Here is a 24,845-nt window from a genome sequence, read left to right on the forward strand (position 1 = left end):
TTGCGGCGAAGGGTCACGGCTGTCTACGGTGCCGAAAGTAAACAACCCCGGACGCGGTGTTAGCGCACCGGCCGGGGTCTGACCGCAAGATCGCCGATCGAAGGAAACGATCCCGTGGCTGTTTCAGACCCTAGCCCTGCCCAGTGCGCGTCCGCATCCTCGCGCGCCCATCCGAAGGCCCGTCCGGGTTACGGGAAGCGTTCCGTGCCGGAGCAACGTCCGCCGCTCGAAGGCGATTTCGCATTCCTGCCCGACCGTGAGCGGCACATCGCGGGCTACATCGACGCACTGCCGGACGGGGCGGTGATGGACGTCAAGTCGCTGGCCAAGGTCCTGCCGTTATACGGGCAGATGGCGGTGAGCAGCGCGTTGAGGGCCCTGAGCGTGGCCGGTCACCTGCGGCGTGTCCGGGGGCAGAGCGGCGAGGGCGACCAGGTCCGCTGGGTCACCCGGACCTACTGGTCGCGGATCGCCCGCGACAACGAGTGGTGGGGTTCCTTCCTCGCCGCCGAGGGGCAGCGCTCGGGGGCGGCGCCCGTGGCTGGTGAGACGGTTGTTGCCGAAGTCGCTGCTCCCGTACCGGTGTTGGTTCCGCAGCAGCGCACCGCAGAGCCGGAGCCGCAGCCGGAAGCAAACGAAGAGAAGAGGCCTTCGAAGGCGTTCATGGCCCTGGCGCGGCTGGGGCGTGCCGATGCCCGGCTGGCGCTTTCGGCGGCGGACTGCGCGGAGCTGGAGCCGTTGGCGGCCGAGTGGTTCGAACGGGGCGTGGGCGCCGAGTACCTGACGAGCGCCCTGATTGCCGGGCTTCCCGATGCCGTCGGTTCGCCCTTCGGGTTCGTACGCCGCCGCCTGCGCGACAAGCTCCCGCCCCGGCTGCCCGCCCCCACCCCTCGGCCCGTGTCGGAGGCCCCGCTGCGCCGCATGCTGGTCGAGTGCACCGAGTGCCGCACACCCGGCCGCCCCGAAGCGTTCCTCGACGGCCTGTGCAGGCCCTGCCGCCGGCCCGAACCCGGCACCGGCTCCGGCCAGGTCGGAAAGGGTTAGCCTCGCGCTTTCATGAAGCGGGCTGTCCGGCAGGCGGTCAGGCAAGCAGGAAGTGCCCCTGGCCAGCGAGAACAAGGATTGCTGAGGCCCTTGTTCCCGCCCCTGTCGGAGGCACTTTCCAGGGGAAGCGGCCTCTCGGGTCCTATCCCCATGTCCTTGTCCGGGACGACGGCCGGGCCGTGGTCCCGCAAGCCGGTTCGGTCCTGTTGGTCGAAATGGTCCGCAAGATCGGCCTTGACCAGGTGATATCCGCAGCCCTGACCCCCTGACGGAGACCGCGAGCCGTCCACGACCCCGGCAAGATGCTCGTGGACCTCGCACTGGCGGTCGCACTCGGCGGTGACTGCCTGGCCGACGTCGGCATGCTGCGGGCCGAGCCGGGTGTGTTCGGCCCGGTCGTCTCCGATCCGACGGTCTCCCGGTTGATCGGCACCCTCGCCGCCTCCGGCGAGAAGTCGCTGACCGCGATCCGCGCCGCACGTTCCGATGTCCGCGAAAAAGTACGGGAGCCGGCCGAGGAGCGGGCTCCGGATGCCGGCGGGCAGGTGACCGTGGACCTGGACGGGGTCCTGGTCGTCGCGCACTCGGACAAGCAGAACGCGCCTCCGACCTGGAAGAAGACTTACGGGCACCACCCGCTCATGGGCTTCGTCGACCACGGCCCTGGAGGAATCGGCGAACCTGTCGCATCCCACCTCCGGCCCGGCAACGCGGGCTCGAACACGGCCGCCGACCACATCACCGCCGCTCGCCTCGCCCTGGCTCAGCTGCCCAAGAAATACCGGCGGGGACGGTGGACACCGATCCGCTGGGATTCCGCGGGCGGCATCCACGAGTTCGTGGCCTGGCTCGCCCAGCGCGGACGCTGGTTGTCCTACGACGCCCGGGCCCTCAACCTGCCCGGCTTCAGCCACCGACAACGAAACGGGCCCCCGACCCGGTCGGCGGCCCATCACGAAAGATCGAGGCCAATAGATGCCCCGAGAGTTACTTCGGCACCGTAATGCACTCGGGCGCGGACCAGTCGCTGGCACCGTATTCACTCTCGGTTTGAACTTGCACTTGGAAACATTTGCGCTCGCCCGGAGAAATATCTCTCCAAACGTACGTGTTAGTGCTGGCGGGCACGAACTCGCTGGTGCTGCCATCGCTGACTGCGTAGTTGTGAAGCCACTCCGCGTCGGAGTGCATCCATGTGATTGTCACGCCGATTCCCGGCAAAACGCTGACGCTGACAGGGTCAGGGGGAGCCGGTGCATCGGCGCTCGCCCGGGGTGCTGTTGCCGCAAGGCCGACACCTGTCATAGCGATCGACGCACCAAGAACAGCGAGGCGTTGCTTCGTCCTCTTCATAGGTCCTCCTGGAATCCTCCCCTCACATTTTCCTCCGTACCTCTTCCCTCCGCATCTTCGGTACCGTGCCTAATTCGCGAATCCAGATTGGGGTATTAGTCATCCTGCGGTGGCTGTATCTGCCTTGAAATAACCGACATGGCGGGCAGCAGCATTGGCGCCTGCACCTCTCGAAGGATCACAGTTGACTCTGTGTCACCTGTCACGTTCGTGCCATCCGAGGTGCCCAGGTGAATGGCCATCAGCACCACAGCGGACCCGGGACTCTCATCCACGAACTACGCCGTGTGTCGCGGGTGGGCGTCGCACAAACGCGCCCTCGGCTTTGCGCTCCTCGCCGTGGCGAGGAGCGCAAAGCCGAGTATTCGGGAACTGGCGAGGTGGCTGATGCCCAATTTCCAGCCCCCGCCCCTTCAGCGGTTTTGACGGCCCTGGCCTTGTCCCTGACCCTGGCCTTGTCCCTGGCCCTGGCCCTGACCCTGGCCCTGGCCCTGGCCCTGGGCACAGGCAGCGTCGAAGGCCCTGGTGAACCCTTCCTTGTAGCCGTCCGCGTAGGCGTCCTGGCGCAGGCTCTGTCGGATTTGCGGTGTCCCGCAATTCGTGTTCTGCGCCGCCGTCCTGCCTGCGGTTTGACCGTCTGCAAAGCCCTGTGCGAAGCCTTGCCCGATTTCTGTCTTCTCTTCTTCCGCGGTGATGAACGGATCCGCGCATGCCGTGGAAGCTCCACCGCTGACGGCCGTGAAGTTGCCGCGCACCGCCCCTATGGTGAACGACCCGGCAGCGTTCGTCGTGGTAACTGCCTGAAGTGCTCCATTCTTCAAGATGTTGACCGGAGAATTCGCGAGGAATCCGCTGCCGTCCAACGTGAACTGGCCGATGCCCGCAGGTGACAACGAGCACGCTGCCGTGGGAACCGCAGATGCCGGAGTCGCCGTGAGGCCCACCCCTCCAGCCACCAAAACCGCCGACGCAGCCAGTCCGAGTACCTTTCTCATCTTTCTCTCCGTCCGTTCGAGTCGTGTGTTGATGGTGGTGCCCGCGACGAGGTGCCAGCCCTGGCTGGTTTTTTGTGCCCACGGATGTAGCCCACGAGCCAGCTCATGTCGGGCTCTTGGAATCGCCACGAGCTGAAGCTCAGCAGCCGGATTCGACTGCTTGCAGTGGCGGCACGTACGCGTGCGTCCTCTTCCCAGAGGACGACTCCAGGCTTGCGTTGTCAAACGAGAGGACTGTCGTTTAAGCGTCCATGAATCTTCCCTTGATCGTGGACACCTGGAGACTGGGACCTGAGTGGTTCCAGAGGAGCAGTGACCAGGTGGGAAGCAAGTACACGCAGCAGTACTTGGAGCACTGGCGGTCGCGCTGGGCGGGGACTGTCTCGTGGACGTCGCGATGCTTCGGTGTGAGCCGGCCGTCTTCGGCCCGGTCGCTTCCGCCCCGACCATCTCCCGCCTGATCGACGCCCTTTCCGCCTCCGGCGAGAAAGCGTTGCAGTCCATCCGGTCCGCACGGTCCGAAGTACGCCATCGTGCCTGATCGTTGGCCGGGGAGAGGGCCCCGGACACCGACGGCCAGGTCACCGTCGATATCGGCGGCGTACTGGTACTTGCCCACTACGAGAAGGAAGGTGCGGCCGCGACCTGGAAGCTGAAGGCGCCCCCGCCTCAGCCTGGACACCGGCCGTCGAGACCGGCGGCGAGGCATGTGACGGGGCTTGGGGCGCCGAGCTCACCGGCAAGGTCCTCACCGCAGGCCCAAGGGCATGCGACTGATCGTCCGGAAGGAACGACCCCATACCGGCGCCCAGTTGAGGATCACGGCTGCGGACGGCATGCGGATCACCTGCTTCGCGACCAACACCCCTGACCGGCCGATCGCCGAGCTCGAACTCCGTAACCGGCTGCGGGCCCGGGCCGAGGACCGGATCCGGGCCGCCCGATCCACCGGCCTGCGCAACCTGCCCCTCCACCGGGCAACCCAGAACAAGGTCTGGCTACGGGACAGCCCTTAGGCCCACCGACTCCGTCGGCAGACCCTCACGAAAGATTGAGGTTAATCTGCTGACACTATTCGATGATCGGCGCGAATTCATCTGATTTTTTATCCGGCAGGGTCAGGGGATTTGGTTTCACATAAAGGTGGCAACCGGAATGCCGGATACTCGTTGCTCACGCGTTGATAATGCGAGAGGGTTGGGGCGGCAGGCGAGAAGGGGCGACTGCGCCGATTTCACCGAGCAAGGGGGAGATTTCATGAGGATGAAGAACGTGGTCCGGTCCACCGCGGGTCTGGCTGTCGCGCTGGGTACGGTGCTGGCGCTGGGTACGGCCCCGGCCTACGCGGCGAACAAGAGCATCACCCTCAACAACCGCGGCACCGCGACCTTCACGGACAGCGGGGACAAGTTCACCGTATGCGACACCAACGCGGATGGTCACGGCGTCCAGATGAGCCTGTACCGCGTCTCCGACAACAAGATCATGTGGACGATCACCGATGGCGGTGACAGTGGCTGCGACAGCAAGACGTACGACATCGTGGGGTCCACGCAGTACTACATGCACCTTTGCTGGAGCGTTCCCGGCGCCGCGTGCGTGAAGTCCTCCAACTTCAGCGAGAGCTGATCGGATCGTAATTTTTAGCGACTGAAATATTCCCGTCCCCGGTAATCGGCCGGGGGCGGGAATATTGATGTTCTGCTGGATTGGTGAGGCCCTTTTCGGGGCCCGGTTCGGGCCGGTGCGGGAACGGGGCTCCTCGGCGGACCGGGCTCGCGCGGTGACCTGGACCGGTCGCGTTGCGCGCGGCCGATCCGGTGAGCGTGCGGGCTCTGAAGGAGGGGCCCGGCAGGCCCGAATCCTGGATGACGACAGGTGGCCTCCGGCTGCCGGAGTGAAGGATGCGCCACCCGACCGGCGGTCAGCCCGTCGGGGTCACGGGGAGGCAGATGGCATAGACCACGTAGGAGCCCGAAGTACCGGCCGAGTTGTTGAAGGACAGCGTCCAGGTGTTCTCGGCGGACGGGTAGGACTCGTACGGCTGGACCGTGAGGTTGTTGCCCCCGAGGGGCGTCTTCATTCCGCCGCCCGTGATGACGGTTCCCGGGGGGCAGGTCGCGGTTCCCGTGTTGAGTCCGGACGTCAGCATGTGGGTTTCCTGGACGATCTGGGTCGGCAGGGTCGGTCCGGGGGGTCCAGGAGGTCCAGGAGGCCCGGGAGGTCCCGGAGGGCCGGGCTTTCCGTGCGGGCAGGCGTTCGGGCAGTTGCCGTCACCTCCATGGCCGTCCCCGCCGTCGGCCGCGGCCTGGGTCGACATCGCTCCCATCAGCAGCGCGGCGACCAACGCGGGCAGGGCCGCGCCCCGCAGCAGGGTCGTATGTTTCCGTTTCAATCTGTCCTCCCTGGGTTGTTCGGCTTCCGGGCTCGCCTCGCACATCGGGCAGGAGCAATAGGCGGGCGAAATGCCCTGAAAGCCTTGGACGTGAAGATCTGGACACGGCCAAGGAGGCTCCGCCAGCGAGGCGGCGGGCGTGGACACCGACAGGATCCTCGTCGGGAGCGGACCGGAGGTACGCCCTCCACGAGCGGGATCGGGGTCTGGCCGTCATGGCCGTCGGCGCCCGGGAGGCCGACAGCCAGGAGCAGCCCGATCCGCTCGGCGATCAGGTCAACGGTGCCGACCGACTGCGCCCGGAGCTACGCGGGTGGCTGCGGCAGCCCCGTCGCCGAACAGCTCCGACTCGGGTGGGGCGACCGACCCACGAGATCAGTCATCACGCGGCCGGCCCCGTGCGGCGGACCGTGCGTGCTCCAGATTTGAACGCACCAGCTCGATGAACGGGTGCCCCGGGCTCAGTACCCGTTCGGAGTCGGTGAGGGTCTTCTCGTGCAGGGTGATGGCCCGGCCCAGGTCGCCTGCCGAATCGTTGCGCTGCTGCGGTTCGGCGACGACAACCTCGTGGACGTGGAGCTGGTCACCGAGCCGGCGGAAGTCGTCCGGTACGCCATGGTCCGGGACGCAGCATGGCAACAGGCGGTGCCCCGGCGGGAGTTCGGGGTAGAGCCGAGCAAGTAGGACGAACGCGAGGAACGGGCCGGGTACTGGTGAGCGCGGACCACCAGAGGGTGCGCGAGGAACAGGGGCCTTCGCGTGTCTCGGGTCGCTCGGTCGCCCGAGCCGGGCACGACCGGAACAGCTCGCTGTCCGGTGGATCGGCGTCGTGGCCCGGCCGCTTCCGGATGGTCCTCACCCGGCCGGAACCTTGTCCGTGAGGTCGTAGCCGCCCTTGATCACCTTGGAGTCGGCGGCCGGGGCCATGCACTTGCTCAGCAGCGGCTCGCCCTCGTCGGTGCCTCCGGAGAGTCCGATGCGGCTGGGGCCGCTGCCCTTGCCTTCTCCCACGTAGAAGCTGATCCCCATGCGGATGTGCCGCTTCAGATAGTCGTCCCAGCCGCCGATGTTGCCCCCGGTGCGCACGATGCGCCCGGTCACGGTGGCGGTGGGGCCGCCGCTGGTCAGGCAGTCGACCTCGAAGTCGCCCCAATTGACCTTCGCGGGCTCGCCCCCGGTGGCCGGCATCCGGTGGTAGATGCGGAAGGTGCCCCAGGACTTGTCGGGCTCGGCCCAGCCCACGCCCTTGAAGGTGGCGTGGGCGTCGACGCTGACCCGGATGTCGTGACCGGCGTCGGGATAGTCCATGCGGCCCCAGCCCTTGAGGCTGGAGGTGAGGGCTCCGGAAGGGGCGGAGGCCCGCACGGTCTTGCCGGGCTCGGACGCGGGTGCTGTGGACGCAGAGGCGACCCCCGCAGTGGTCACCACCACGGCGGTCGCCGCGAGGAACGTGACGGCGCGGTTGGACAGCTTGAATCCGGACACGGCGGAACTCCATTCGGGGTCGTGGAACCGAAGCGCCGGAGCGAGAGAACCTTCGCTCCGCCACGACCGATCCTGCTCAACAACCGCTCCGCGCACGTCAGTCACCGGGCGGGACCTCTTTCCGCCGTGCGGCTGAGCCCGCCGGTGGAGCGGTCCCCCTCACGACGTACGCGACCACGGCCGCATAGCCATAGATGTCCGCGTCGAGCAACACCATGTCCTGGCCCCGGACGTCCAGGCCGCGGAAGCCGGACGGGAACGGCCTGGCCATGTGCTCGGCCATCGCTTGGGCAAGCGCGTCGAGCTTTTCTTCAAGCAGGGGGAGATCCTGCCAGGCACGGGCTCGCGGGTGTGGGCCGGATGCTCCGGCAGGCCCCGAACACGCGCGAGCCCGACCCGGCGGACTTATGCGGTCGGACTAGTCACTGAGGAATACCGTCCCGAGCAGCTCCCCCAGGGCCTCGGGGAAGGCCGATGCCGGATCCGTCGCGGACTCGCCCGTGGTCAGGCCGGCCGTCAGCGTCCGGCGGCCGTCGGGGGTGCCGACCATCAGCGAACCGAAGCCGCCCGGTGCGCCGCCGTTGTGGTGGACGACGGTGATCTTGCGCTCCGGGTCCAGCTCCTGCACCCACAGGCCGAGCCCGAGGCCGAGCTTTCCGTGCGGGGTGCACATCTCGTCCAGCATCGTCGCGGGGAGCAGCCGGCCGCCGAGCAGGGCGGAGAGGAAGACCTGGAGGTCCGGGGTGGTGGAGATCAGGTGGCCCGCGCCGGCGAGGAGCGAGGAGTTCTGGCGGGTGACGTCGACCGTCCGCCACTCCTCGCCGTCCTGGTAACGGAAGTAGCCGTGGGAATGCGGCTCGGGCAGGTCCACCGTGTCCGCGGTGGGGGCGATGGTGCCGGTCAGGCCGAGGGGCCGTACGATCCGCCGTTCGAGCGCCTCGGCGTAGGTGCAGGCGGCGGCCTTCTCGATCAGCAGGAGGGCCAGGGTGTAGTTGGTGTTGGCGTAGCTCTGGTCAGTGCCGGGCTCGAAGAGGGGCGGCCTGGAGAGGGCGAAGCGCACCAGCTCCTCCGGCGTGTAGGCGCGCAGCCGGTTCTCGGCCCAGGCCCTGCCGGTGGCGTCGATGCCCGGTTCGAACTCGCCTTCGGGCGTGAGTTCGCCGGTGTAGTTGTACAGGCCGCTGGTGTGCCGGAGCAGCATGCGCACGGTGATCCGCGGGTCGAGGCCGAACGAGGGCAGGTGGTCGGCGACCGGCCCGTCCAGGCTGAGCCTGCCCTCGTCCACCAACTGCAGGACGAGAGTCGCGGTGAAGGTCTTGGTGGTGGAGCCGATCCAGAAGTGCCCGTCGGCCGGGGGCGGAGCGGTCGTGCCCGACGCACGCACCCCGGCGCTGCCGCTCCACTGCCCGCGCTCGTCGTGCACCCTCATCTGGATGCCGCCGAAGCCGGCGTCGACGAACGCCTGGGCCGCGGCCAGAAGTTCGGGCCGGTGCGACGGGTCCTCCCCGGCCGTCCCCTTCACCGCCTTCTCGTCCGCCGCGTCCAGGGCTTCGGTGATCCGCCGGGCCATCTCGGTCACCGACGGTCCGGGCTCGCCCGAACGGCCTGCCGAAGCCGCGGTGACGGCGATCCGGACGGCCCGGCGGAAGTTCTCGGCCTCGGAGGGGAGCTGCCGCCGCAGCAGGACGACCGCCTCCGTCAACGCCGGCAGCACACGGTCGGCGATCTCGGCGACGGAGGCGCCCGTGAGGTCTTTTCTTTTGGGATTCCGGGCCAGTACGTGGCCGATGGGTCCGGTCGTCGCGGCGAGGGCCGCGGCGCCCTCGGTCGCGGCCTTGTGCGGCGAACCGGCGGCGTCGGCGGCGGAGATCAGCGTGACGGCGCCGTAGGCGGCGGTCCGCAGGACGGACTGGTCCTGCTCGGACAGGGAAACGGTCATGAAGATGCGGTCCTCGCTGTTGCGCAGTGGGAGACGACCGCTGCCGCGGTCGGTTCAGCCTGGCCCCGCGGCGCGGCGCCATCAACGGCAAAACCCGCAAGGCTGTGTTGCTCCCCGGGTCAACGATGCGCGTTGTGCCGGCACGCCGCCGAGCATTAGGTTCTCGTTCGAACGAGCGGCTGGAGGGGCGATGGAACTGAGGGAGATCGAGATCTTCCTGACCCTCGCGGAGGAACTGCACTTCGGCCGGACCGCCGAACGACTGCACATCACCCCTTCCCGGGTCAGCCACGTCATCAAGAAGCAGGAGCGCCGCTTCGGTGCCCCGCTGTTCGCCCGCACCTCACGCACCGTGCGCCTCACCCCGCTCGGCGAGGAACTCCGCGACGAGCTGCTCCCGGCCCATCAGCGCATCCGCCGCGCCCTGGAACGCGCCGCCGCCCACGGCCGCGGAGCAACGGGCGAACTGCACGCCGGCTACACCACACCCTGGTGCGCCGAACTGCTGCTGCGGGCCACCGAAGCCTTTCGCGATCCGTACCCGGGCTGGTCCGTGCGGACCCGGGAGGTCTCCTTCGGCGATCCGTACGGTCCGCTGCTCCGGGGCGAACTCCACATGCAGATCGCCGAGTTCCCGGTGTTCGAGCCCGGCATCACCCCCGGACCGGTGCTGTTCCGCGAGCCCAGGGCGCTGATGCTGCCCGCTGATCACCCGCTGGCGGCCGGTACGACCGTGTCCATGGAGGACCTCGCCGAGGTGCCCTTGCTCAGGCTCGACAACATCCGTTCCCGGCCCGCCGTGGACGTGCACTTTCCGCAGCACACCCCGATGGGACGCCTCATCCCGCGCGGACCGTCCTGCGCGTCGTGGCACGAGGTCCCGGTACAGGTCGCCGCCGGCTTCGGCACGTCGATCGTGGCAGCACGCGCCGCCGAGTACCACGCCCGGCCCGGCATCGCCTTCGTCCCCCTGCGAGACGGCCCCACCCTGGACTACGGCGTGCTGCTGCCCGCCGACGGCGCGGACTCGCCGGTACGGGCCTTCGTCGACCTCCTGCGCACCCTCGCCGACACCGAACACGCCTGACTTGTTCTTCAACGTCTGTGTCGTTGGCCAGCTGCTGAAGAGAGCCGAGACGGCGCGAAGCCGCGGCCGCTCCCGCGGCGACTGACCACCAGGATCCACCTCGCCGCCGGCTTCATCCGGTCGGCGAGATGATCCAAAAGAAACTGCCTGGTAGTGCTTCGTCAGGTTCTGTGTCCGCTCCGGTTGCGGGGTGGCCCCAGAACCTGACGAAGCACTACCGGGCGGTGCCGAACTCTCCGGTCTTGACGCCTGCCACGAAGGCGGCGAAGGAGACGGGGGAGGTGTGCATGACCGGGCCGTGGGGGGTCTTGGAGTCGCGGACGGCGGTGAGGTCGGTGGCGACCTCGATGCACTGGCCGCCGTTGTCGCTGTAGGAGGACTTGAACCAGTTGTGGGGCTCGGTCCTGGGCATCGCGGGCTCCTTGTCGAGGGCGGGGGTGCTTCGCGTGCCAGGTGCCCTCCGGGGGCGTGGGGGAAACGAGTGAGGGTTCGGGATGGCCTGAACTCTTCTGCCCGGGAGGGTGATTGGGGGTTGGGCCGGGCAGCGAGAAGCCCCGTCGTGCGGTGTGCGACGGGGCTTCTCGGGTCGGATGCGCCGGACCTGCCGGGATCAGACGGTGCCGAACTCTCCGGTCTTGACGCCCGCCACGAAGGCGGCGAAGGAGGCGGGGGAGGTGGTCAGCACCGGGCCGTGGGGGGTCTTGGAGTCGCGGACGGCGGTGAGGTCGGTGGTGACTTCGATGCAGTCGCCGCCGTTGGAGCTGTACGAAGACTTGAACCAGCGGGGGGATTCGGTCGTCACGGGGTGCCCTTTCGTACCTCGTTGATCATGGCCACGGACGCCGCCTGGGACAGCGATTCGGCCTGTAGCTGATGGTAGGACGCCAGCAGGGGGAGCACCAAGGTCGTATCGCGCTCCAGATGGCCCCGCATCTGGGATTCCGCGTAGGCGACCGCGGTCATGTCCGGCAGCGTCAGCAGGTTCATCGGAAGGTTGAATGGGCGGCGCTCCACCCCGTCGAACGGGGCGATCTGGAGGACGGTGTTCGGTTGCTCGGCGAACCCCAGCAGCCGGTCCAGCTGGGCAGCCATGACCTTCGCCCCGCCGACCTGCCTGCGGATGCAGCTCTCGTCCATCACCACCAGCATCGTCGGAGGGCGGGGGCGCACCAGTGCGGCCTGGCGTTCCGCCAGGAACGAGACGCGGTCCTCCGCTTGCTCGGGCGTGATGGAACCGCGCCAAACATCGCCTTCCGCCAGTGCGCGTGCGTACTCCGATGTCTGCAACAGGCCCGGGATGATGCCGACTTGGTACAGGCGGATCTCTGCCGCACGCCCCTCGTAGCCCACGTACTGCGGGAAACCCTCCAGCAGCGAGCCGTGCCGGAGTTCCCGGTACTGGCGTTCGAACGTGTCGGCTGTTTCTCCCGTGCCGAAAACCTGGTCGGCACTGCGCGAGAACCGAAGAGTCGGCATCTTGCGACCAGTTTCCACGGCCGAGACGTGCGTGCCGGAGTAGCCCATGTGCTTGCCCAGCTGCTCCTGCTTCCAGCCGCGAGCCTCGCGCGAGCTGCGAATGCGTGCCCCGAAGGCGGCCTCCGGGCTGCTCTCGGGGTCCAAGTCCTTGCGGTTCAACGGCGGTCACCTGACTTTTCGTTCGCGCTCAACAAGTTGAAGCGCTCTGGACTGTAGGCCACGCTGATCCCCCTTGGTAGCGGAACCGTTACGGAGAGGAGCCGGCGGTGTCCGAAGAGAATACTGCCGCGAGTCAGCAGGAACCCCCACAAGTTCCGCTTACCGGAACGCTGTTGGTGGATACCGGCCATCGGAACCGGGTGGGTGAGTTCCGTGGGGTGTCCGGTCCGTACTGGTCGTTACGGCCGGTGTGCGGCGGTACGGAGTGGGAGGCCGAGCCGGCGAACGTACGGGTTCCGGAGCCCATGGAGCGGTTGCGGGCCGAGATCGCGCGGTGCAATGCCCGCAGTGCGGGGCGGATTCTGTGAGCGTGCGCAGGTTCCGGTTCGTGAAGTGGGTGCTGCGGCCCGACACCGAGCCGGACGCCCCGCTGGTCACGCACCGGTTCCGGTGCGTCGCGCTGGATGATTTCGACGACGAGTGCGGGGCGCATTCCGCCGCGTTCGCCGATCCCTCGCGGGCGCAGGAGTGGGCGTTCGGGCACTGGCGGGCCAATCCCGATCACACCGGTTTCGCCGAGACGGTCGAGCGGCCGTGGGTGATGTGGATGGACGGCCCCGCATGAACGCCGAGATCAACGGGCGTGTGCAGCCGGGGAGTTATTGGTGCGAGGCGGTGGCGGAGGGGCCGGTGTACGGGGTCGGGCGTACGGCCCGGTACGTGCTGGGGACCTTCCGGACCATCTCTCCCGTGCTCGCGGTGCGGTGGCTGGGCGGGCAGGCGTTGTGGATCGTGGACCGGCTCGACCCCGACCCCCACCGCTCCGCCTGGGTCCAGCCCTCCATGCGCCTCCCCGACACCCCCGGCACCCCCGGCCCCGACCACAGCGCCGAGCTCCGCGCCTGGTACCAGGACCAGCAGGGACAGCGCGCCGCCCACACCCACCTCAAGAACGGCCACCCGCTCCTCGTCGTCGTCCCCGACACCGACTGCACCTACACCCTCTCCGTACGCCCCGAGGCTCCCCCGGCCGGGTGACGGAGCGCGCCCGCTGTTGGGGTGGTGCCGGGGCGGGGACCGGCGTGGTGCCGGGCACGGGGCGCGAACGGTTGCCTAGCGTCGGCGCCTGACGGACCGCCGTCGACGCGGAACGGGTTGAATCGCCCGGCGTCCGGTGGCGGTTCCTCCTCAACGGCGTTCCCCCGCCATCGCCTCGCATTGCGGTGGCGGGGGACGCCGACCGTGCCGCGTCGCGCACGCGGCCCAGGTCTCTACGGCCAGAGCGCCTGCGCGAGCGAGACGCCGACGAGCACCGCGCCCAGCCCCGCCACCACACTGGCCAGCACGTTGGCCACCGCGTAGAACCTGGCGCCGTCCTCGATCAGCCGCAGCGTCTCGTAGCTGAACGTCGAGTACGTGGTGAGCGCCCCGCACAGCCCCGTACCGATCAGCAGCTGGACGTGCGAGGAGGCGGCACCGGCCGCCACCGCTCCGGTCAGCAGCCCCAGGATCAGCGAACCGCTCACGTTGACCGCGAAGGTTCCCCACGGGAAGACGGTGTCGTGCCGGGACTGCACCGCGCGGTCGGTCAGATAGCGCAGCGGCGCCCCGACCGAGGCGCCGACGATCACCAGCAGCCAGTTCACCGGTCCCGGTCCCGTCCCTCGGTCCGCTCCCGGCCGTCCGTGCCGAAGCGCACGATCTCGCACGCGTCCAGAACGACCCGGCCGCCGTCCGCGACCAGTTCCGCGATCAGCGGCAGGAACGCGCGCACGCGCTCCTCCTCGTCCACGATCACCACCGCCACCGGCAGGTCCTCGCTCAGCGAGAGCAGCCGCTGGGTGTGGATCATCGACGAGGCGCCGAAGCCCTCGATCCCGCGGAGCACGCTCGCGCCCGACAGTCCCGCGCGGTGGGCCCGGTGCACGATCTCGGTGAACACCGGCCTGTGGTGCCAGACGTCGGACTCGCCGACGAGGACCGTCAGGCGCAGGGCCCGTTCCGTATACGGCGTGTACGGCGCATTCGACGTGCTCGACGTGCTCGACGCGTCCGGTGTGTTCGGGGTCGTCATGGCTGCCTCCAGGCCAGGACGCGGCGGGTCGTCCACGCCGCGCTCCACACCGCCGCGAGCGCCGCGACCAGTGTCAGTCCCAGGTACGCCAGGCCCGTGCGGACCCGGCCGGCGGCGATCAGCCGCTCGATGTCCACCGCGTACGTGGAGAAGGTGGTGAACCCGCCGAGCACTCCCGTGCCGAAGAACGGCCGCACCAGCCGGTGCGCCGACCACGCCTCGCCGATCACCACCATGAACACGCCGATCACCGCGCATCCGACGGCGTTCACGCACAGCGTCGGCCAGGGGAAGCCGCCCGGGGCGGTGGGCCAGAGCAGGCTCGCCCCGTACCGGGCGGACGCTCCCAGCGCACCACCGAGCGCCACCACCGCGAGGACGGGGCCTTGGGGGTTCCGGGCTCCCATGGGTGTTCGTCTCCTGCCTGCTCCGGACACCAGGTTATCGCCGCCGGGGGTTGTCCCCACCCGAGGTGTCCCGCCTCCCGGATGGGCCGGGCGGCCCATCCGGGCCAGGGTTGTGCCATGACCACGCACCGGGCTTCCACCGCCCTCGCCGCCCTGTCCGCCGCCGTCGCCGTCGCCGCTCTCGCCGGGACCGTGACCCCGTCCGCCCATGCCGAGGGGCCCTCGGCGCAGGCGGCCTTATCCGCCCCGTCCGGGCCGTCCGCACCGTCCGCGCTCGACTGGAGGCCCTGTGCCGTCGCCGGGGGGCCCGCCGCCCAGGAGTGCGCCGAGCTGTCCGTACCGCTCGACTACCGCGACCCGGACGGTGCGCGGGTCCGGATCGCGGTGACCCGGGTCCGCAGCGACCGCCCCGGGGAGCGGCGCGGGACGCTGCTGCTGATCCCCGGGGGGCCCGGCTCCTCCGGGGTGGCCCTGGTGACGGAGAAGGGGGAGCGGCTGCGACGGGAGACGGGCGGCCGGTACGACATCGTGAGCCTCGACCCTCGCGGGGTCGGCGGCAGCACGAAGGCGAGCTGCGGGCTCGCCCCGGAGGACCGCGACCTGGTGCACCTGCGGTCCTGGCCCGCCGCCGACGGTTCGATCACCGAGAACGTGGCGCGGTCCCGGCGCACCGCCGAGGCGTGCGCCCGCAACGGCGGAGCGGTGCTGCGGAGCCTGACCACGGCCAACGAGGTGCGCGACATCGACCGGTTCCGGCGGGCGCTGGGCGAGGAGAAACTGTCGGCCTGGGGCAGCTCGTACGGCACGTACGTGGGCGCCGTGTACGCGCAGAAGTACCCGCGGCACACGGACCGCTGGGTGCTGGACAGCAGCGGCGACCCCGACCCGTCGCGGGTCAACCGGGGCTGGATGCAGAACATGGCGCGGGCCGTGGAGGACCGGTTCCCCGACTTCGCGCGCTGGGCCTCGGACCCGGCCAGGGACGCGGAGGGGCTGCGGCTGGCCCGGGAGGCGCGGGACGTACGGCCGCTGGTGCTGGACCTGGCCGCGCGGCTGGACCGCGAACCGAGGCCGACCACCACGCCCGGTGCGCCGCTGACCGGCAGCCGGCTGCTCCAGGCCGTCCAGATGGCCCTGTACAGCGACAACGCCTTTCCCCGGCTCGCCGGGCTGATCGCGGAGGCCGGGGACCCGGCGGGGAAGCCGGTCCTGCCGCCGGGACTGGACCGGCCGCTGTCGGACGAGGCCGCGACGGTCACGATCGGCGTGATCTGCAACGACGTCCGTTGGCCGGCCTCCGTGCCCGACTACCGGCGGGCCGTCGCGACCAGCCGGGCGGAACATCCGCTGACCGCCGGGCTGCCGGCCAACATCACCCCGTGCGCCTTCTGGAAGGACGCCCCCGCCGACCGGCCGACCAGGATCACGGACGAGGGACCGTCCAACATCCTGATGATCCAGGGCCTGCGGGACCCGTCGACGCCGTACTTCGGGGCCCTGAAGATGCGCGAGGCCCTCGGCGACCGGGCCAGGCTGGTCACCGTCGACCACGGCGGGCACGGCATCTACCTGGGCAACGGCAACGCCTGCGGCGACCGCACGGTCACCAGGTTCCTGACCACGGGGGAGCGGCCCGCACGGGACACGTACTGCGCGGGCTGAGCGGGCCGGGCCGGGTGCGGCCCCCGGGCGGCGTCAGTCGCTGCCGGGGGGCACGCGTCCGTCGTGCCCGGCCTCGGCCAGCAGGGTGACGACCTCCTCGTCGGAGGTCTGCGAGAAGTCCCGGTACCACTCGCCGACGGCGTGGAACCCGTGCGGCACGGACAGGCACACCACCTCGTCCGCGCCGCGCCGCAGCCGTACCACCGCCTCCGGCGGGGCCACCGGAACGGCCGCCACCACCCGGGCCGGGCGCTGTGCCCGTACGACCTCGCAGGCGGCCTCGGCCGTGGCGCCGGTCGCGACGCCGTCGTCCACGACGATCACCGTCCGGCCGGCCAGCGGGATGCGCGGCCGGCCCGCGCGGTACGCCTGGGCCCGCCGGGCCAGCTCGGCCGCCTCGACCCGCTCGACCGCCGCGAGATCCTGCCGCGCGGACCGCAGCCGGTCCACGACGTCCTCGTTGAGGACCCGCACCCCGCCCTCGCCGATGGCGCCGAACGCCACCTCCTCGTGGTGGGGCACACCGAGCTTGCGGACCACGATCACGTCGAGTTCGGCGCCGAGCGTCCGCGCCACCTCGAAGGCCACCGGGACCCCGCCGCGGGGCAGTCCCAGTACGACCGGGTTCTCCCGCTCCATGCGGCGGAGCGCCTCGGCCAGCTGCTCCCCCGCGTCCACACGGTCGGCGAACAGCACGAAGGTTCACCCCCAGCGACGGGAGGGCGGGCCGCACGGGTACGGACCCCGCCTGCTCCCCTCCTTCGAAAGAACCCCATGCGCGGCGCCCCCGCAACTCGGGCGTCCCCGCGACTCGGGTGCTCCCGCGACTCGGGCGGGGACGCCGCCGGGCGTCACGCCGGGGTCATGCGGGGCGGCTCGCCCTCGGTGGTGTCGATGTCGATGACGGAGAACACCGCGCCCTGCGGGTCGGTCAGCGCGGCGAACCGGCCGAACGGCATGCTCATCGGGCCGAACCGGAGCACCCCGCCGCGTTCGGTCGCCCGCGCCACCGCCGCGTCGCAGTCCGCGACCGTGAAGTACACGTTCAGGAACGGCGACATCTCCGGCGGGAAGTCCTCGCCCATCCGCATCCGGCCCATGGCCGTGCGGTCGCCCAGGTTGTACAACCGGAAGTCGACGTGCTCGTCCTCCAGCTTCACCACGTCGTACGGGAAGACGGCGGGGAAGAAGGCGTCGGCCTTCTCGGGGTCCCGGGTGAAGACCTCGGACCAGCAGTAGGCGCCGGGCACGCGCTGCGCCCCGAAGCCCTCGTGGGTGCCCGCCTGCCACACGCCGAACAGGACCCCGCCGGGGTCGCGGGCCAGCACCATCGTGCCGAAGCCGTCGACCCGCATGGGGTCCATCAGCGTCTCGCCGCCGTTCGCCCGGATCTTCTCGGCGGTGGCGACGGCGTCGTCCGACGCGAGGTAGAGGCACCAGCCCGCCGGGCCCTCCTGGCCGGGCATCGGGGGCACCACGGCGGCGACCGCCCGGCCGTCGGCGTACGCCTGCGTGTAGCTGCCGAACTCCGTCGCGGCCTCGCCGAACGTCCAGCCCAGGACGTCACCGTAGAAGCTCTTGGCCGCCTCGACATCGGGGAACATCGCATCGGCCCAGCACGGTGTGCCCTCCGGTTGTGCGGCCATGTCCCTGACTCCTTCGCACTCGGTGGATGTCCGGTTTGTCACGCTAACCAGCCGGGCACGGCTTCGCGCGGCGAAGGAGGGCGGGGCGGGCGGAGGTCACCCGACAGGCTCTCGGGGACGGCCCCGGGCGGCCGCCGGCCCCGCGGCGGGCACGGGGGACGGCCGGGCGGCTACCGGTCCCGCGGGGGGTACGGGGGGTGGCCGAGCGGTTCCCGGTCCTGCGGCGGGTCCACCCGTACCAGGCCCGACTGGTAGGCCATGGCGACCAGTTGGGCCCGGTGGCGGGCGCCCAGCTTCGTCATCGCGCGCCCGATGTGCGTGCGCACGGTCAGCGGGCTGACGTGCATCAGCCCGGCGATCTCGTCGTTCGACAGGCCCTCGGCCGCCTGCGCCATCACCTCGCGCTCGCGGGCCGTCAGGACGTCCAGGGCCCCGGGCGCGGCGACCCGGCCCTCGGGGCGGGCGAGATAGCGGGTGACCAGGGCCCGGGTGGCGGTGGGCGACAGCAGGGTGTCGCCCGCGGCCACCGTCCGGATGGCGTCCAGCAGCTCCTCGGGCCCGGCGTCCTTGCCGAGGAAGCCGCTCGCGCCCGCGCGCAGGGCCCGGGCCACGTACTCGTCGATCTCGAACGTGGTGAGGATCAGGACCCGGGTCGCCCGCAGCGCCTCGTCGCGGCAGATCTCCTCGGTCGCCGCGATGCCGTCCGTGCCGGGCATGCGGATGTCCATCACGACCACGTCCGGCACGGTGGCGCGGGCCTTCTCCACCGCCTCCCGGCCGTCCGCCGCGACACCGACGACCTCCATGTCGTCGTTCGAGTCGATCAGCAGCCGGAAGGTCCCGGCCAACAGCGCCTGGTCGTCGGCCAGCAGCACCCGGATGGTCATCGCGCCGTCCTCTCCTCGTCGTCGGCCCCGGGCAGCCCGTCGGGAACCGCACCGGGTCCCGTCGTCTCCAGGGGGAGTTCCGTGGTCACCTCGAAGCCGCCGCCCGGCCGGTGCCCGGCGGCCAGCCGGCCACCGGCGGACAGGGCCCGCTCGCGCATGCCGATGAGTCCGTAGCCCGAGGTGCCCGCCGCCGGTGGCGGCGGGGCGTGACCGTCGTCGGAGACGGTGAGCGTGAGCAGCCGGCGCGCGTAACAGAGCCGGACCGAGGCCGTCGCGCCGCCGGAGTGCTTGGTGACGTTGGTCAGCGCCTCCTGCACGATCCGGTACGCGGTCAGGTCCGCGCCCGGCGGCAGCGGCCGGGTCTCGCCCTCCACGGACACCGACACGGTCAGCCCGGCCTGCTCGAACGAGGCGATCAGCTCCGGCAGCCGGGCCAGCCCGGGAGCGGGCTCCAGCGGGGTCTCCGGGTCGCCCTCGCGGCGCAGCAGCCCCACGGTCGCCTTGAGCTCGCGCAGTGCGGAGGACGTGGTCCCGGCCAGCTGGTCGAGCGTCTTCTGCGCCTGGTCGGGCCTGCTGCGCAGCAGGTACGCGGCGGTGGCCGCCTGGGCGTGGGCGAGGGTGATGTGGTGCGCGACGATGTCGTGGAGCTCGCGGGCGATCCGGGTCCGCTCCTCGCCCACCCGCCGCCGCGCCTCCTCCTCGCGGGTGCGCTCGGCCAGTTCGGCCCGCGCCTCCACGGCCGCCAGGTGGTCGCGCCGGGTCCGTACCGATTCGCCGACGGCGCCCGCCAGCAGGACGCACGCGAGGGTGCCGATCTGGTCGGGCCGCAGCAGCGCGCCCCGGCCCAGGGCGACGGAGAGGGTGAGGAGGACGACGGCCACCAGGGCCGTGTACACCGAGGTCGTGCGCAGGTCCGTGTGCAGGGCCAGGAGGTAGAGGGCGACCAGGGCGGCACCGGCGACGCTGGGGCTGGGGTCGAAGCCGATGTGACTGCTCATGGCGCCCAGGAGGCCGCCGCACAGCGCCGTCACCACGACCACCGTGCGCGGGAACCGGCGCTGCCCCAGCAGCAGGACGACGGAGGGCACGAGGGCGGCGAGGGAGAAGCCGAGCGGCGGGAGGCGGACGATCCGGGCCTCGGTCAGGGTGCTGGTGAAGACCGCGAAGCCCCACAGCACCGCGGCCACCCCCGCGTCCACGGCCCGGGGGTGGCGCCGGGCCCGCTGCCACCAGTCGGCGAACACGCGTCTGTTCCTCTTCTTCCGTTTCTTTCCACGAGCTGCTTCCCGCGAGCTGCTCCCATGCGCTGGTGTCCATGGTCGCCGACCCGGCCGTCCTGCCGCGCGGGCGGACGGCCGGGCCGGGGCGCGGCTCACACCCGTACGGGACCGGGGGCGGGTTCCGTCGTCGGCGCGGGCACCGCCGTCCCGCCGGTGGTCAGGGCCTCGCCCTCGACGTCCACCCGGGGCAGGATCCGCGCCAGCCACCCGGGCAGCCACCACGCCCGGTCGCCGAGCAGGGCGAGCACGGCCGGCACGATCGTCATCCGGACGACGAACGCGTCGAACAGGACGGCCGCGGCGAGACCGACGCCCATCATCTTGATCATCGGCTCGCTCATCCCGATGAACCCGGCGAACACCGCGATCATGATGACGGCCGCGGCGCCGACGACCCGGGCGCTGTGCCGGAACCCGGTCACGACCGCCGCGCCGGGCCGCTCCCCGTGGACGTACGCCTCGCGCATCCGGGTCACGAGGAAGACCTCGTAGTCCATGGCCAGCCCGAAGACCACGCCGATCAGGAAGATCGGCATCATGCTCATCACGGGCCCGGTCTGCTCGACGCCGAGGACGTCGGCGAGCCATCCCCACTGGAAGACCGCGACGATCGTGCCGAAGGCCGCCGTCACGGACAGCAGGAAGCCGAGCGCCGCCTTGAGCGGGACCAGCAGCGAGCGGAAGACGACCGTCAGGAGCAGGAAGGCCAGGCCGACGACGAGCGCGAGGTAGGGGACCAGCGCGCCGGTGACCTTCTGCGACACGTCGATGTTCACCGCGGTCGTGCCGGTGACCAGCATCGTCGCGCCGGTCCCGGCCCGCAGGCCGCGTGCCTCGTCACGGATGGTGCGGACGAGGTCGGTGGTCTCCTCGGAGCTGGGGCCGGTGGCGGGCACGGCGGTGAGCACCGCGGTGTCACCGGCCTCGTTGAAGGCGGGGGGCGTGGTGGCGACGACGCCGTCGGTGGCGGCGAGCAGCTTCGCGGCCCGGGTCGCGGCGGCCTTCGGGTCGTCCGCCTTCCCGGCGTCGACGACGACGGTGAGCGGGCCGTTGAAACCGGGGCCGAAACCCTCGGCCAGGGCGTCGTAGGCGCGGCGCTGGGTGGTCGAGACGGACTTCGCCTCGTCGCCCGGCATGCCGAGCTGGAGATCGAGCGCCGGTACGGAGATCAGGCCGAGACCGAGGACGCCGAACACCAGGACCGCGAGCGGCCGGCGGATCACGAAGCGGGCCCAGCGGGTGCCCGCGCCGGGCCGGTCGCCCCCGGCCCGCCGCGCACCAGGCTCCCGGCGTGCGGCGCGCGGCAGGACGGCCCGGCGGCAGAAGCCGAGCAGGGCGGGCAGCAGGGTGATCGCGACGAGCACGGCGATCACGACGGTGCCCGCCGCGGCGAGGCCCATCCTGGTGAGGACGGGGATGCCGACCACGGCCAGGCCCGCCAGTGCGATGACGACGGTGAGCCCGGCGAAGACGACCGCGGAGCCCGCCGTGCCCACGGCCCTGGCCACGGCCTCCTCGGCGGCGTGGCCCCCGGCGCGTTCGGTGCGGTAGCGGGAGACGATGAACAGGGCGTAGTCGATGCCGACCGCGAGCCCCAGCATCAGGGCGAGCGTGGTGGTCGTGGTGGACATCCCGAGGGCGACGATCGAGGCCACGCCCACGCCGATGCCGACGAGCGCGGTGAGCAGCGGGAGGCCCGCCGCGGCGAGCGACCCGAAGGTGATGAGCAGGACGACCGCGGCGGCGGCCACCCCGACGAGCTCGGTCGTGCCGCCCAGTTCGCTCTCCGGCACCAGGGCCGTACCGCCGATCTCCACGGTCAGCCCGGCCTCCCGCCCGGCCTTCGCGGTGGTCTCCAGCGCCCCGGTGGTGGCGTCGGTGAGGTCGGTGCCCGGTGCGTCGTAGGCGACGGTGGAGTACGCGGTCCTGCCGTCCTTGCTCACGGCCCCGGGCGTGCTGAACGGGGCGAGGGCGGCCTTGACCTGGTCACCGGCCGCCACGTCGGCGACGATCCGCTCGACGGCCGCCCGGTTCGCGCCCGCGGTGACCTTCTGCCCCTCGGGGGCGACGAAGACGATGCGGGCCTCGGCGCCGTTCGAACCGCCGCCCGGGAAGCGCCGGTCCAGCAGGTCGAACGCCTTCTGCGACTCCGTTCCGGGCATCGAGAACCCGTCCTCGGCGGCGGTCGGAGCCTTGACCGCGGCGAACGCGCAGGCGGCCAGGACCACCGCCCAGAGCAGGGCGACGAGCCTGCGCCTCCGGAAGGAGAAGCGGCCCAGCCGGTAGAGGAAGGTAGCCACGAAGCGGCGCTCCAGTCTGGATCGGGCGACAGGACGGCGGCGGGCGTGCCGCGCTCCGGCGGACCCGTGGCCCGGCCGGAGGAATGCCTCGATCCTTCGTGAAACGGGCCGTCATCGTCGTCGTGCGCCCGCATGCACTCGTCCGTACTGTCGTTGCCGTACGCGACCGGGCCGCCCTGCTCCCGGGACAGGAGGGAAGGGGCGTGTCGCATCCGCCCAGGGGCTTTCCGTTCCCCGGTCCTCCGGCTCTCCGGCTCTCCGGATCTCCGGGTCCGGCGTCAGGCTCCGGGGGCGGCGACGGTGGCGTTTCCGGTGGTCCCGGCGGTTCCGGTGTTCCCGGCGGGCAGGGTGGGCACGATCGCGCCGTGGCGGACGAGCTCCCGGTGCAGCGCGGCCATCGGCACGGCGACGACATCGGTGTCCCCGTCCGCGGCCAGGGCCGCGAGCGCGCCCGCCGCCTGACCGGTCGCCATGGCCGTGGCCTGCACGCGCAGCGCGGAGTTCGCCGCCTGGTCGGAGCCGACGCACCGGCCCGCGACGACGGCGTACGGGTTGCCGGCCGGGACCATCGCGTCGCGGGGAACGGTCGGCACCACCCCGGGCCGCAGATGGGTCTTGTCGATCCCGCTGCCGTCCGGGCGGTGGATGTCGATCGGGTAGAAGCTGTTGCACACCGAATCGGCCCAGGTGCGCCCCGCCAGGTAGTCCCGCCCGGTCACGGTCCGGCGGGCGGCGATCGTGACGCTCTCGCGGACCCCGACCTCCGAGGCCCGGAAGTCGAGCCGTACGCCCTCCAGCCCCGGCAGGGTGCGCAGGAAGCGGAAGATGCGCAGGACGGCGGCCCCGCCCGCGAGTTCACCGGCGGTGCGGCCCTCGGTGGTCGCCCCCTCGATCCCGACGAGGTGGATCGCGTTCTCGCCGCCCTTCGCCAGGAACGGCACCAGGGGGCGCCCGAGGGAGCCGAGGTCCGAGGGGAGCAGCGCGCCCGACTCGACCGCCCGCGCGTGCCTGCGGTCGAGTTCGTCGTGGTCGAGGGCGTCGACGTCGTAGCCGGACAGCCGGATGTCGATGGTGCCGGGCTGGCGGGCCGGGTTGCGGCGGCGCTCCAGCCCCGCCAGGCCGATCATGTCCGCGTCGCCGGTGCAGTCGACGAGCCGCCGGGCGGTGACGGGTTCGAGCCCGTCCTTGCCGCACAGCCGGAGCTCCCACGCCTCACCGGTCCACCGGGCCGACGCCGCCATCGTGTGCAGGCGCAGATCGGCTCCGCTGCCCTGGACCTCCTCCAGGAGCAGGGCCCCGTACAGGGGTGCGTTCACCCGCACCTGGCGCTGCCGGTGCGGGCGTTCGTCGTCACGGAAGTCCGGCAGCTCGTCCCCGCTCAACTCCACGGTCCTGCGCACCAGTTCCCAGCCGATCCCGGCGATCACCTGCTCCCCCCAGGCGTGGAAGAGGCCGGGGAAGGCGATGTTGGCGCCGGTGGCCGTGCCGCCGAGCCCGGCGTTCTTCTCCACCAGCAGGGTGCGCGCCCCGAGCCGGGCGGCCTGGACGGCGGCGGGGACGCCCGAGGGCCCACCGCCCATGACGACGACGTCGTACGTACGCATGGAAGTCCCGTGCCTCCGTGTCCCGTGGCTCCGACCGATCGATTGATACGTTTCAATCGTACGGACGGGACCCCGCCGTGACGAGAGGGGCGACAGGGCGATCCACGCGGAACGGCGGGACGGTCCGTACGGTTCCGCGGGCGGTCGTGGGGGAAACTCCCGTGGAACCGTACGGAGTTGATCGGTGCGAGGGCCGTACGGGGCCGATCGGTGCGAGGCCCGTACGGGGCCGGTCAGCGGGCCGTGCCGAAGTCCTGGGTCCAGTAGTCGCCGGGACCGGCCAGGCCCACGCCGATCTCCTTGAACGAGCAGTCGAGGATGTTGCGCCGGTGGCCGGGGCTGTCCATCCAGCCGGCCATGACGCTCTCGGGGGTGTCGTAGCCGTGGGCGACGTTCTCGCCGTACGCGCGCCACTCGTAGCCGGCGTCCGTGATCCGGTCGCCGGGCGTCGAGCCGTCGGAGCCGGTGTGGGACATGTTCCGGTGCGCGGCCATGTCCTCGCTGTGGGCCCGGGCGGCCTTCGTCAGCTCGGAGTTCAGGGTCAGCGGGGAGCAACCCGCCTTGTCGCGCTCGCCGTTGACGAGGGCCAGTACGCGGGCCGCGGCGGGGGTGGTGGCCGGGGTGCTCGTGGCCGGTGCGGCGGGCTTCGGCGCGCTCGCGGGCACGGTGTGGGCCTTCGGCGCGCCCCGGTGCGCGGTGTGGCGCCAGGAGGTCTCGGCGGCCGGCTTCTCGTGGGGGTCGAAACAGGCCATGGCGACGGAGGGGATTCCCACGGCGCCCACGGCCAGGACGCCGACGGCTATCCGCCGGCCGGGCCTCTTCCTGCGGTGCTTCCTCATGTGTGACCTCGCTCGGTGTCCGCGGGCCCGGCCCCGTGCGGCCGGTCCCGCGCAGCTTCCGCGCCCGGCTTCGGGCGCCTTGCGGTCGTCATTGTTGGAAGGCCCCCGGAACGGGGCAACAGGCGGAAGTACTACCCCGGCCCGTAGTCCGGCACGGCGCTTGAAACGGGCGCGCGGGCATGCTGGTGGGGTGCGACGGGGCCCGAAGGGCACTGT

The 24,845-nt window shown here is 71.3% G+C and carries 23 protein-coding genes and 4 pseudogenes; 10 read left to right on the plus strand and 17 right to left on the minus strand.

What is annotated here, in order from left to right:
- The first annotated feature begins 114 nt into the window (after positions 1–114).
- Together ACFYW1_RS08460 and ACFYW1_RS08465 are read left to right on the plus strand one after the other, a co-directional pair.
- On the plus strand, positions 115–1,044 hold the full coding sequence (locus ACFYW1_RS08460; RefSeq protein WP_388989007.1) for a MarR family transcriptional regulator: 930 nt from the start codon (positions 115–117) through the stop codon (positions 1,042–1,044).
- 77 nt (positions 1,045–1,121) lie between these two features.
- Positions 1,122–1,922, plus strand: a pseudogene (locus ACFYW1_RS08465) (transposase); the annotation flags it as partial.
- An 888-nt stretch (positions 1,923–2,810) separates the two neighbouring features.
- Here ACFYW1_RS08465 and ACFYW1_RS08470 read toward each other — a convergent pair.
- Positions 2,811–3,392 carry a hypothetical protein gene (locus ACFYW1_RS08470; protein ID WP_388989010.1) on the minus strand — a complete coding sequence of 194 codons (582 nt, stop codon included), beginning with the start codon at positions 3,390–3,392 and terminating at the stop codon, positions 2,811–2,813.
- A 352-nt stretch (positions 3,393–3,744) separates the two neighbouring features.
- Here ACFYW1_RS08470 and ACFYW1_RS08475 point away from each other — a divergent pair.
- Both ACFYW1_RS08475 and ACFYW1_RS08480 read left to right on the plus strand, forming a co-directional pair.
- Positions 3,745–4,396, plus strand: a pseudogene (locus ACFYW1_RS08475) (IS1380 family transposase); the annotation flags it as partial.
- 253 nt (positions 4,397–4,649) lie between these two features.
- Entirely contained in the window at positions 4,650–5,021 is a 372-nt protein-coding gene (locus ACFYW1_RS08480) for a hypothetical protein (RefSeq protein ID WP_148835842.1), read from the plus strand.
- Between the two features lie 295 nt (positions 5,022–5,316).
- Here the strand turns inward: ACFYW1_RS08480 and ACFYW1_RS08485 are convergent, their stop codons facing one another.
- Positions 5,317–5,544, minus strand: a complete 228-nt coding sequence (locus ACFYW1_RS08485) for a hypothetical protein (protein ID WP_148835841.1) — start codon at positions 5,542–5,544, stop codon at positions 5,317–5,319.
- Between the two features lie 771 nt (positions 5,545–6,315).
- Between ACFYW1_RS08485 and ACFYW1_RS08490 the strand changes: the two are divergent.
- Positions 6,316–6,471: pseudogene (locus ACFYW1_RS08490) on the plus strand (DUF6879 family protein); the annotation flags it as partial.
- A 171-nt stretch (positions 6,472–6,642) separates the two neighbouring features.
- Here the strand turns inward: ACFYW1_RS08490 and ACFYW1_RS08495 are convergent.
- Both ACFYW1_RS08495 and ACFYW1_RS08500 read right to left on the minus strand, forming a co-directional pair.
- On the minus strand, positions 6,643–7,272 hold the full coding sequence (locus ACFYW1_RS08495) for a hypothetical protein (protein WP_388989014.1): 630 nt from the start codon (positions 7,270–7,272) through the stop codon (positions 6,643–6,645).
- 418 nt (positions 7,273–7,690) lie between these two features.
- The gene (locus ACFYW1_RS08500; protein WP_388989017.1) at positions 7,691–9,208 is read right to left on the minus strand and encodes a serine hydrolase domain-containing protein; all 1,518 of its coding nucleotides are present in this window, start codon (positions 9,206–9,208) and stop codon (positions 7,691–7,693) included.
- A gap of 190 nt (positions 9,209–9,398) precedes the next feature.
- Here ACFYW1_RS08500 and ACFYW1_RS08505 point away from each other — a divergent pair, with 190 nt between their 5' ends.
- The gene (locus ACFYW1_RS08505) at positions 9,399–10,295 is read left to right on the plus strand and encodes a LysR family transcriptional regulator (protein WP_388989020.1); all 897 of its coding nucleotides are present in this window, start codon (positions 9,399–9,401) and stop codon (positions 10,293–10,295) included.
- Positions 10,296–10,509: 214 nt separating this feature from the next.
- On the opposite strand, the gene ACFYW1_RS08510 is transcribed toward ACFYW1_RS08505, so the two are convergent.
- From ACFYW1_RS08510 to ACFYW1_RS08520, 3 genes are all read right to left on the minus strand, one after another.
- Positions 10,510–10,707, minus strand: a complete 198-nt coding sequence (locus ACFYW1_RS08510; RefSeq protein ID WP_388989023.1) for a DUF397 domain-containing protein — start codon at positions 10,705–10,707, stop codon at positions 10,510–10,512.
- A gap of 198 nt (positions 10,708–10,905) precedes the next feature.
- Complete coding sequence (locus ACFYW1_RS08515; protein WP_388989026.1) at positions 10,906–11,097, minus strand: DUF397 domain-containing protein; 192 nt, start codon at positions 11,095–11,097, stop codon at positions 10,906–10,908.
- Complete coding sequence (locus ACFYW1_RS08520) at positions 11,094–11,930, minus strand: Scr1 family TA system antitoxin-like transcriptional regulator (RefSeq protein ID WP_388989029.1); 837 nt, start codon at positions 11,928–11,930, stop codon at positions 11,094–11,096. The genes ACFYW1_RS08515 and ACFYW1_RS08520 overlap by 4 nt, the downstream gene beginning before the upstream one ends.
- Before the next feature lie 107 nt (positions 11,931–12,037).
- Between ACFYW1_RS08520 and ACFYW1_RS08525 the strand changes: the two genes are divergently transcribed.
- From ACFYW1_RS08525 to ACFYW1_RS08535, 3 genes are read left to right on the plus strand one after another with little or no spacing between them, the layout of a single operon-like run.
- Positions 12,038–12,298 carry a hypothetical protein gene (locus ACFYW1_RS08525; RefSeq protein WP_388989033.1) on the plus strand — a complete coding sequence of 87 codons (261 nt, stop codon included), beginning with the start codon at positions 12,038–12,040 and terminating at the stop codon, positions 12,296–12,298.
- Between the two features lie 2 nt (positions 12,299–12,300).
- Positions 12,301–12,555, plus strand: coding sequence for a hypothetical protein (locus tag ACFYW1_RS08530; RefSeq protein WP_388989035.1), 255 nt, complete (start codon positions 12,301–12,303; stop codon positions 12,553–12,555).
- Entirely contained in the window at positions 12,552–12,968 is a 417-nt protein-coding gene (locus ACFYW1_RS08535; protein WP_388989038.1) for a hypothetical protein, read from the plus strand. Before ACFYW1_RS08530 ends, ACFYW1_RS08535 begins: the two co-directional genes overlap by 4 nt.
- A 233-nt stretch (positions 12,969–13,201) precedes the next feature.
- On the opposite strand, the gene crcB (ACFYW1_RS08540) is transcribed toward ACFYW1_RS08535, so the two are convergent.
- Genes crcB (ACFYW1_RS08540) through crcB (ACFYW1_RS08550) form a run of 3 tightly spaced genes read right to left on the minus strand, consistent with a single transcriptional unit; the run spans position 13,202 to position 14,411 of the window.
- Positions 13,202–13,576, minus strand: a complete 375-nt coding sequence (crcB, locus tag ACFYW1_RS08540; protein WP_388989041.1) for a fluoride efflux transporter CrcB — start codon at positions 13,574–13,576, stop codon at positions 13,202–13,204.
- Entirely contained in the window at positions 13,573–14,004 is a 432-nt protein-coding gene (locus ACFYW1_RS08545; protein ID WP_388989044.1) for a DUF190 domain-containing protein, read from the minus strand. The genes crcB (ACFYW1_RS08540) and ACFYW1_RS08545 overlap by 4 nt, the downstream gene beginning before the upstream one ends.
- Positions 14,001–14,411 carry a fluoride efflux transporter CrcB gene (gene crcB, locus ACFYW1_RS08550; protein WP_388989047.1) on the minus strand — a complete coding sequence of 137 codons (411 nt, stop codon included), beginning with the start codon at positions 14,409–14,411 and terminating at the stop codon, positions 14,001–14,003. The genes ACFYW1_RS08545 and crcB (ACFYW1_RS08550) overlap by 4 nt, the downstream gene beginning before the upstream one ends.
- Positions 14,412–14,528: 117 nt before the next feature.
- Here crcB (ACFYW1_RS08550) and ACFYW1_RS08555 point away from each other — a divergent pair, with 117 nt between their 5' ends.
- Positions 14,529–16,073, plus strand: a complete 1,545-nt coding sequence (locus ACFYW1_RS08555) for an alpha/beta hydrolase (protein ID WP_388989050.1) — start codon at positions 14,529–14,531, stop codon at positions 16,071–16,073.
- Positions 16,074–16,133: 60 nt separating this feature from the next.
- Here ACFYW1_RS08555 and ACFYW1_RS08560 read toward each other — a convergent pair.
- From ACFYW1_RS08560 to ACFYW1_RS08590, 7 genes and pseudogenes are all read right to left on the minus strand, one after another.
- A pseudogene (locus ACFYW1_RS08560) lies at positions 16,134–16,769 on the minus strand (phosphoribosyltransferase); the annotation flags it as partial.
- A gap of 155 nt (positions 16,770–16,924) precedes the next feature.
- Positions 16,925–17,719 (minus strand): VOC family protein, encoded by a 795-nt coding sequence (locus ACFYW1_RS08565; protein ID WP_388989053.1) that lies wholly within the window; start codon positions 17,717–17,719, stop codon positions 16,925–16,927.
- 170 nt (positions 17,720–17,889) lie between these two features.
- The gene (locus tag ACFYW1_RS08570) at positions 17,890–18,606 is read right to left on the minus strand and encodes a response regulator (RefSeq protein WP_388989056.1); all 717 of its coding nucleotides are present in this window, start codon (positions 18,604–18,606) and stop codon (positions 17,890–17,892) included.
- The gene (locus ACFYW1_RS08575; protein WP_388989059.1) at positions 18,603–19,850 is read right to left on the minus strand and encodes a sensor histidine kinase; all 1,248 of its coding nucleotides are present in this window, start codon (positions 19,848–19,850) and stop codon (positions 18,603–18,605) included. The genes ACFYW1_RS08570 and ACFYW1_RS08575 overlap by 4 nt, the downstream gene beginning before the upstream one ends.
- A 128-nt stretch (positions 19,851–19,978) precedes the next feature.
- Positions 19,979–22,186, minus strand: coding sequence for an MMPL family transporter (locus ACFYW1_RS08580; protein WP_388989061.1), 2,208 nt, complete (start codon positions 22,184–22,186; stop codon positions 19,979–19,981).
- Between the two features lie 278 nt (positions 22,187–22,464).
- On the minus strand, positions 22,465–23,790 hold the full coding sequence (locus tag ACFYW1_RS08585) for an FAD-dependent oxidoreductase (protein ID WP_388989064.1): 1,326 nt from the start codon (positions 23,788–23,790) through the stop codon (positions 22,465–22,467).
- A gap of 233 nt (positions 23,791–24,023) precedes the next feature.
- Positions 24,024–24,629: a CAP domain-containing protein gene (locus ACFYW1_RS08590; protein ID WP_388989067.1), complete on the minus strand. Its 606-nt coding sequence runs from the start codon at positions 24,627–24,629 to the stop codon at positions 24,024–24,026.
- Between the last annotated feature and the right edge of the window lie 216 nt (positions 24,630–24,845).

This window comes from Streptomyces sp. NPDC002669 (genome assembly GCF_042889165.1).
In the GTDB taxonomy this organism is placed as follows: domain Bacteria; phylum Actinomycetota; class Actinomycetes; order Streptomycetales; family Streptomycetaceae; genus Streptomyces.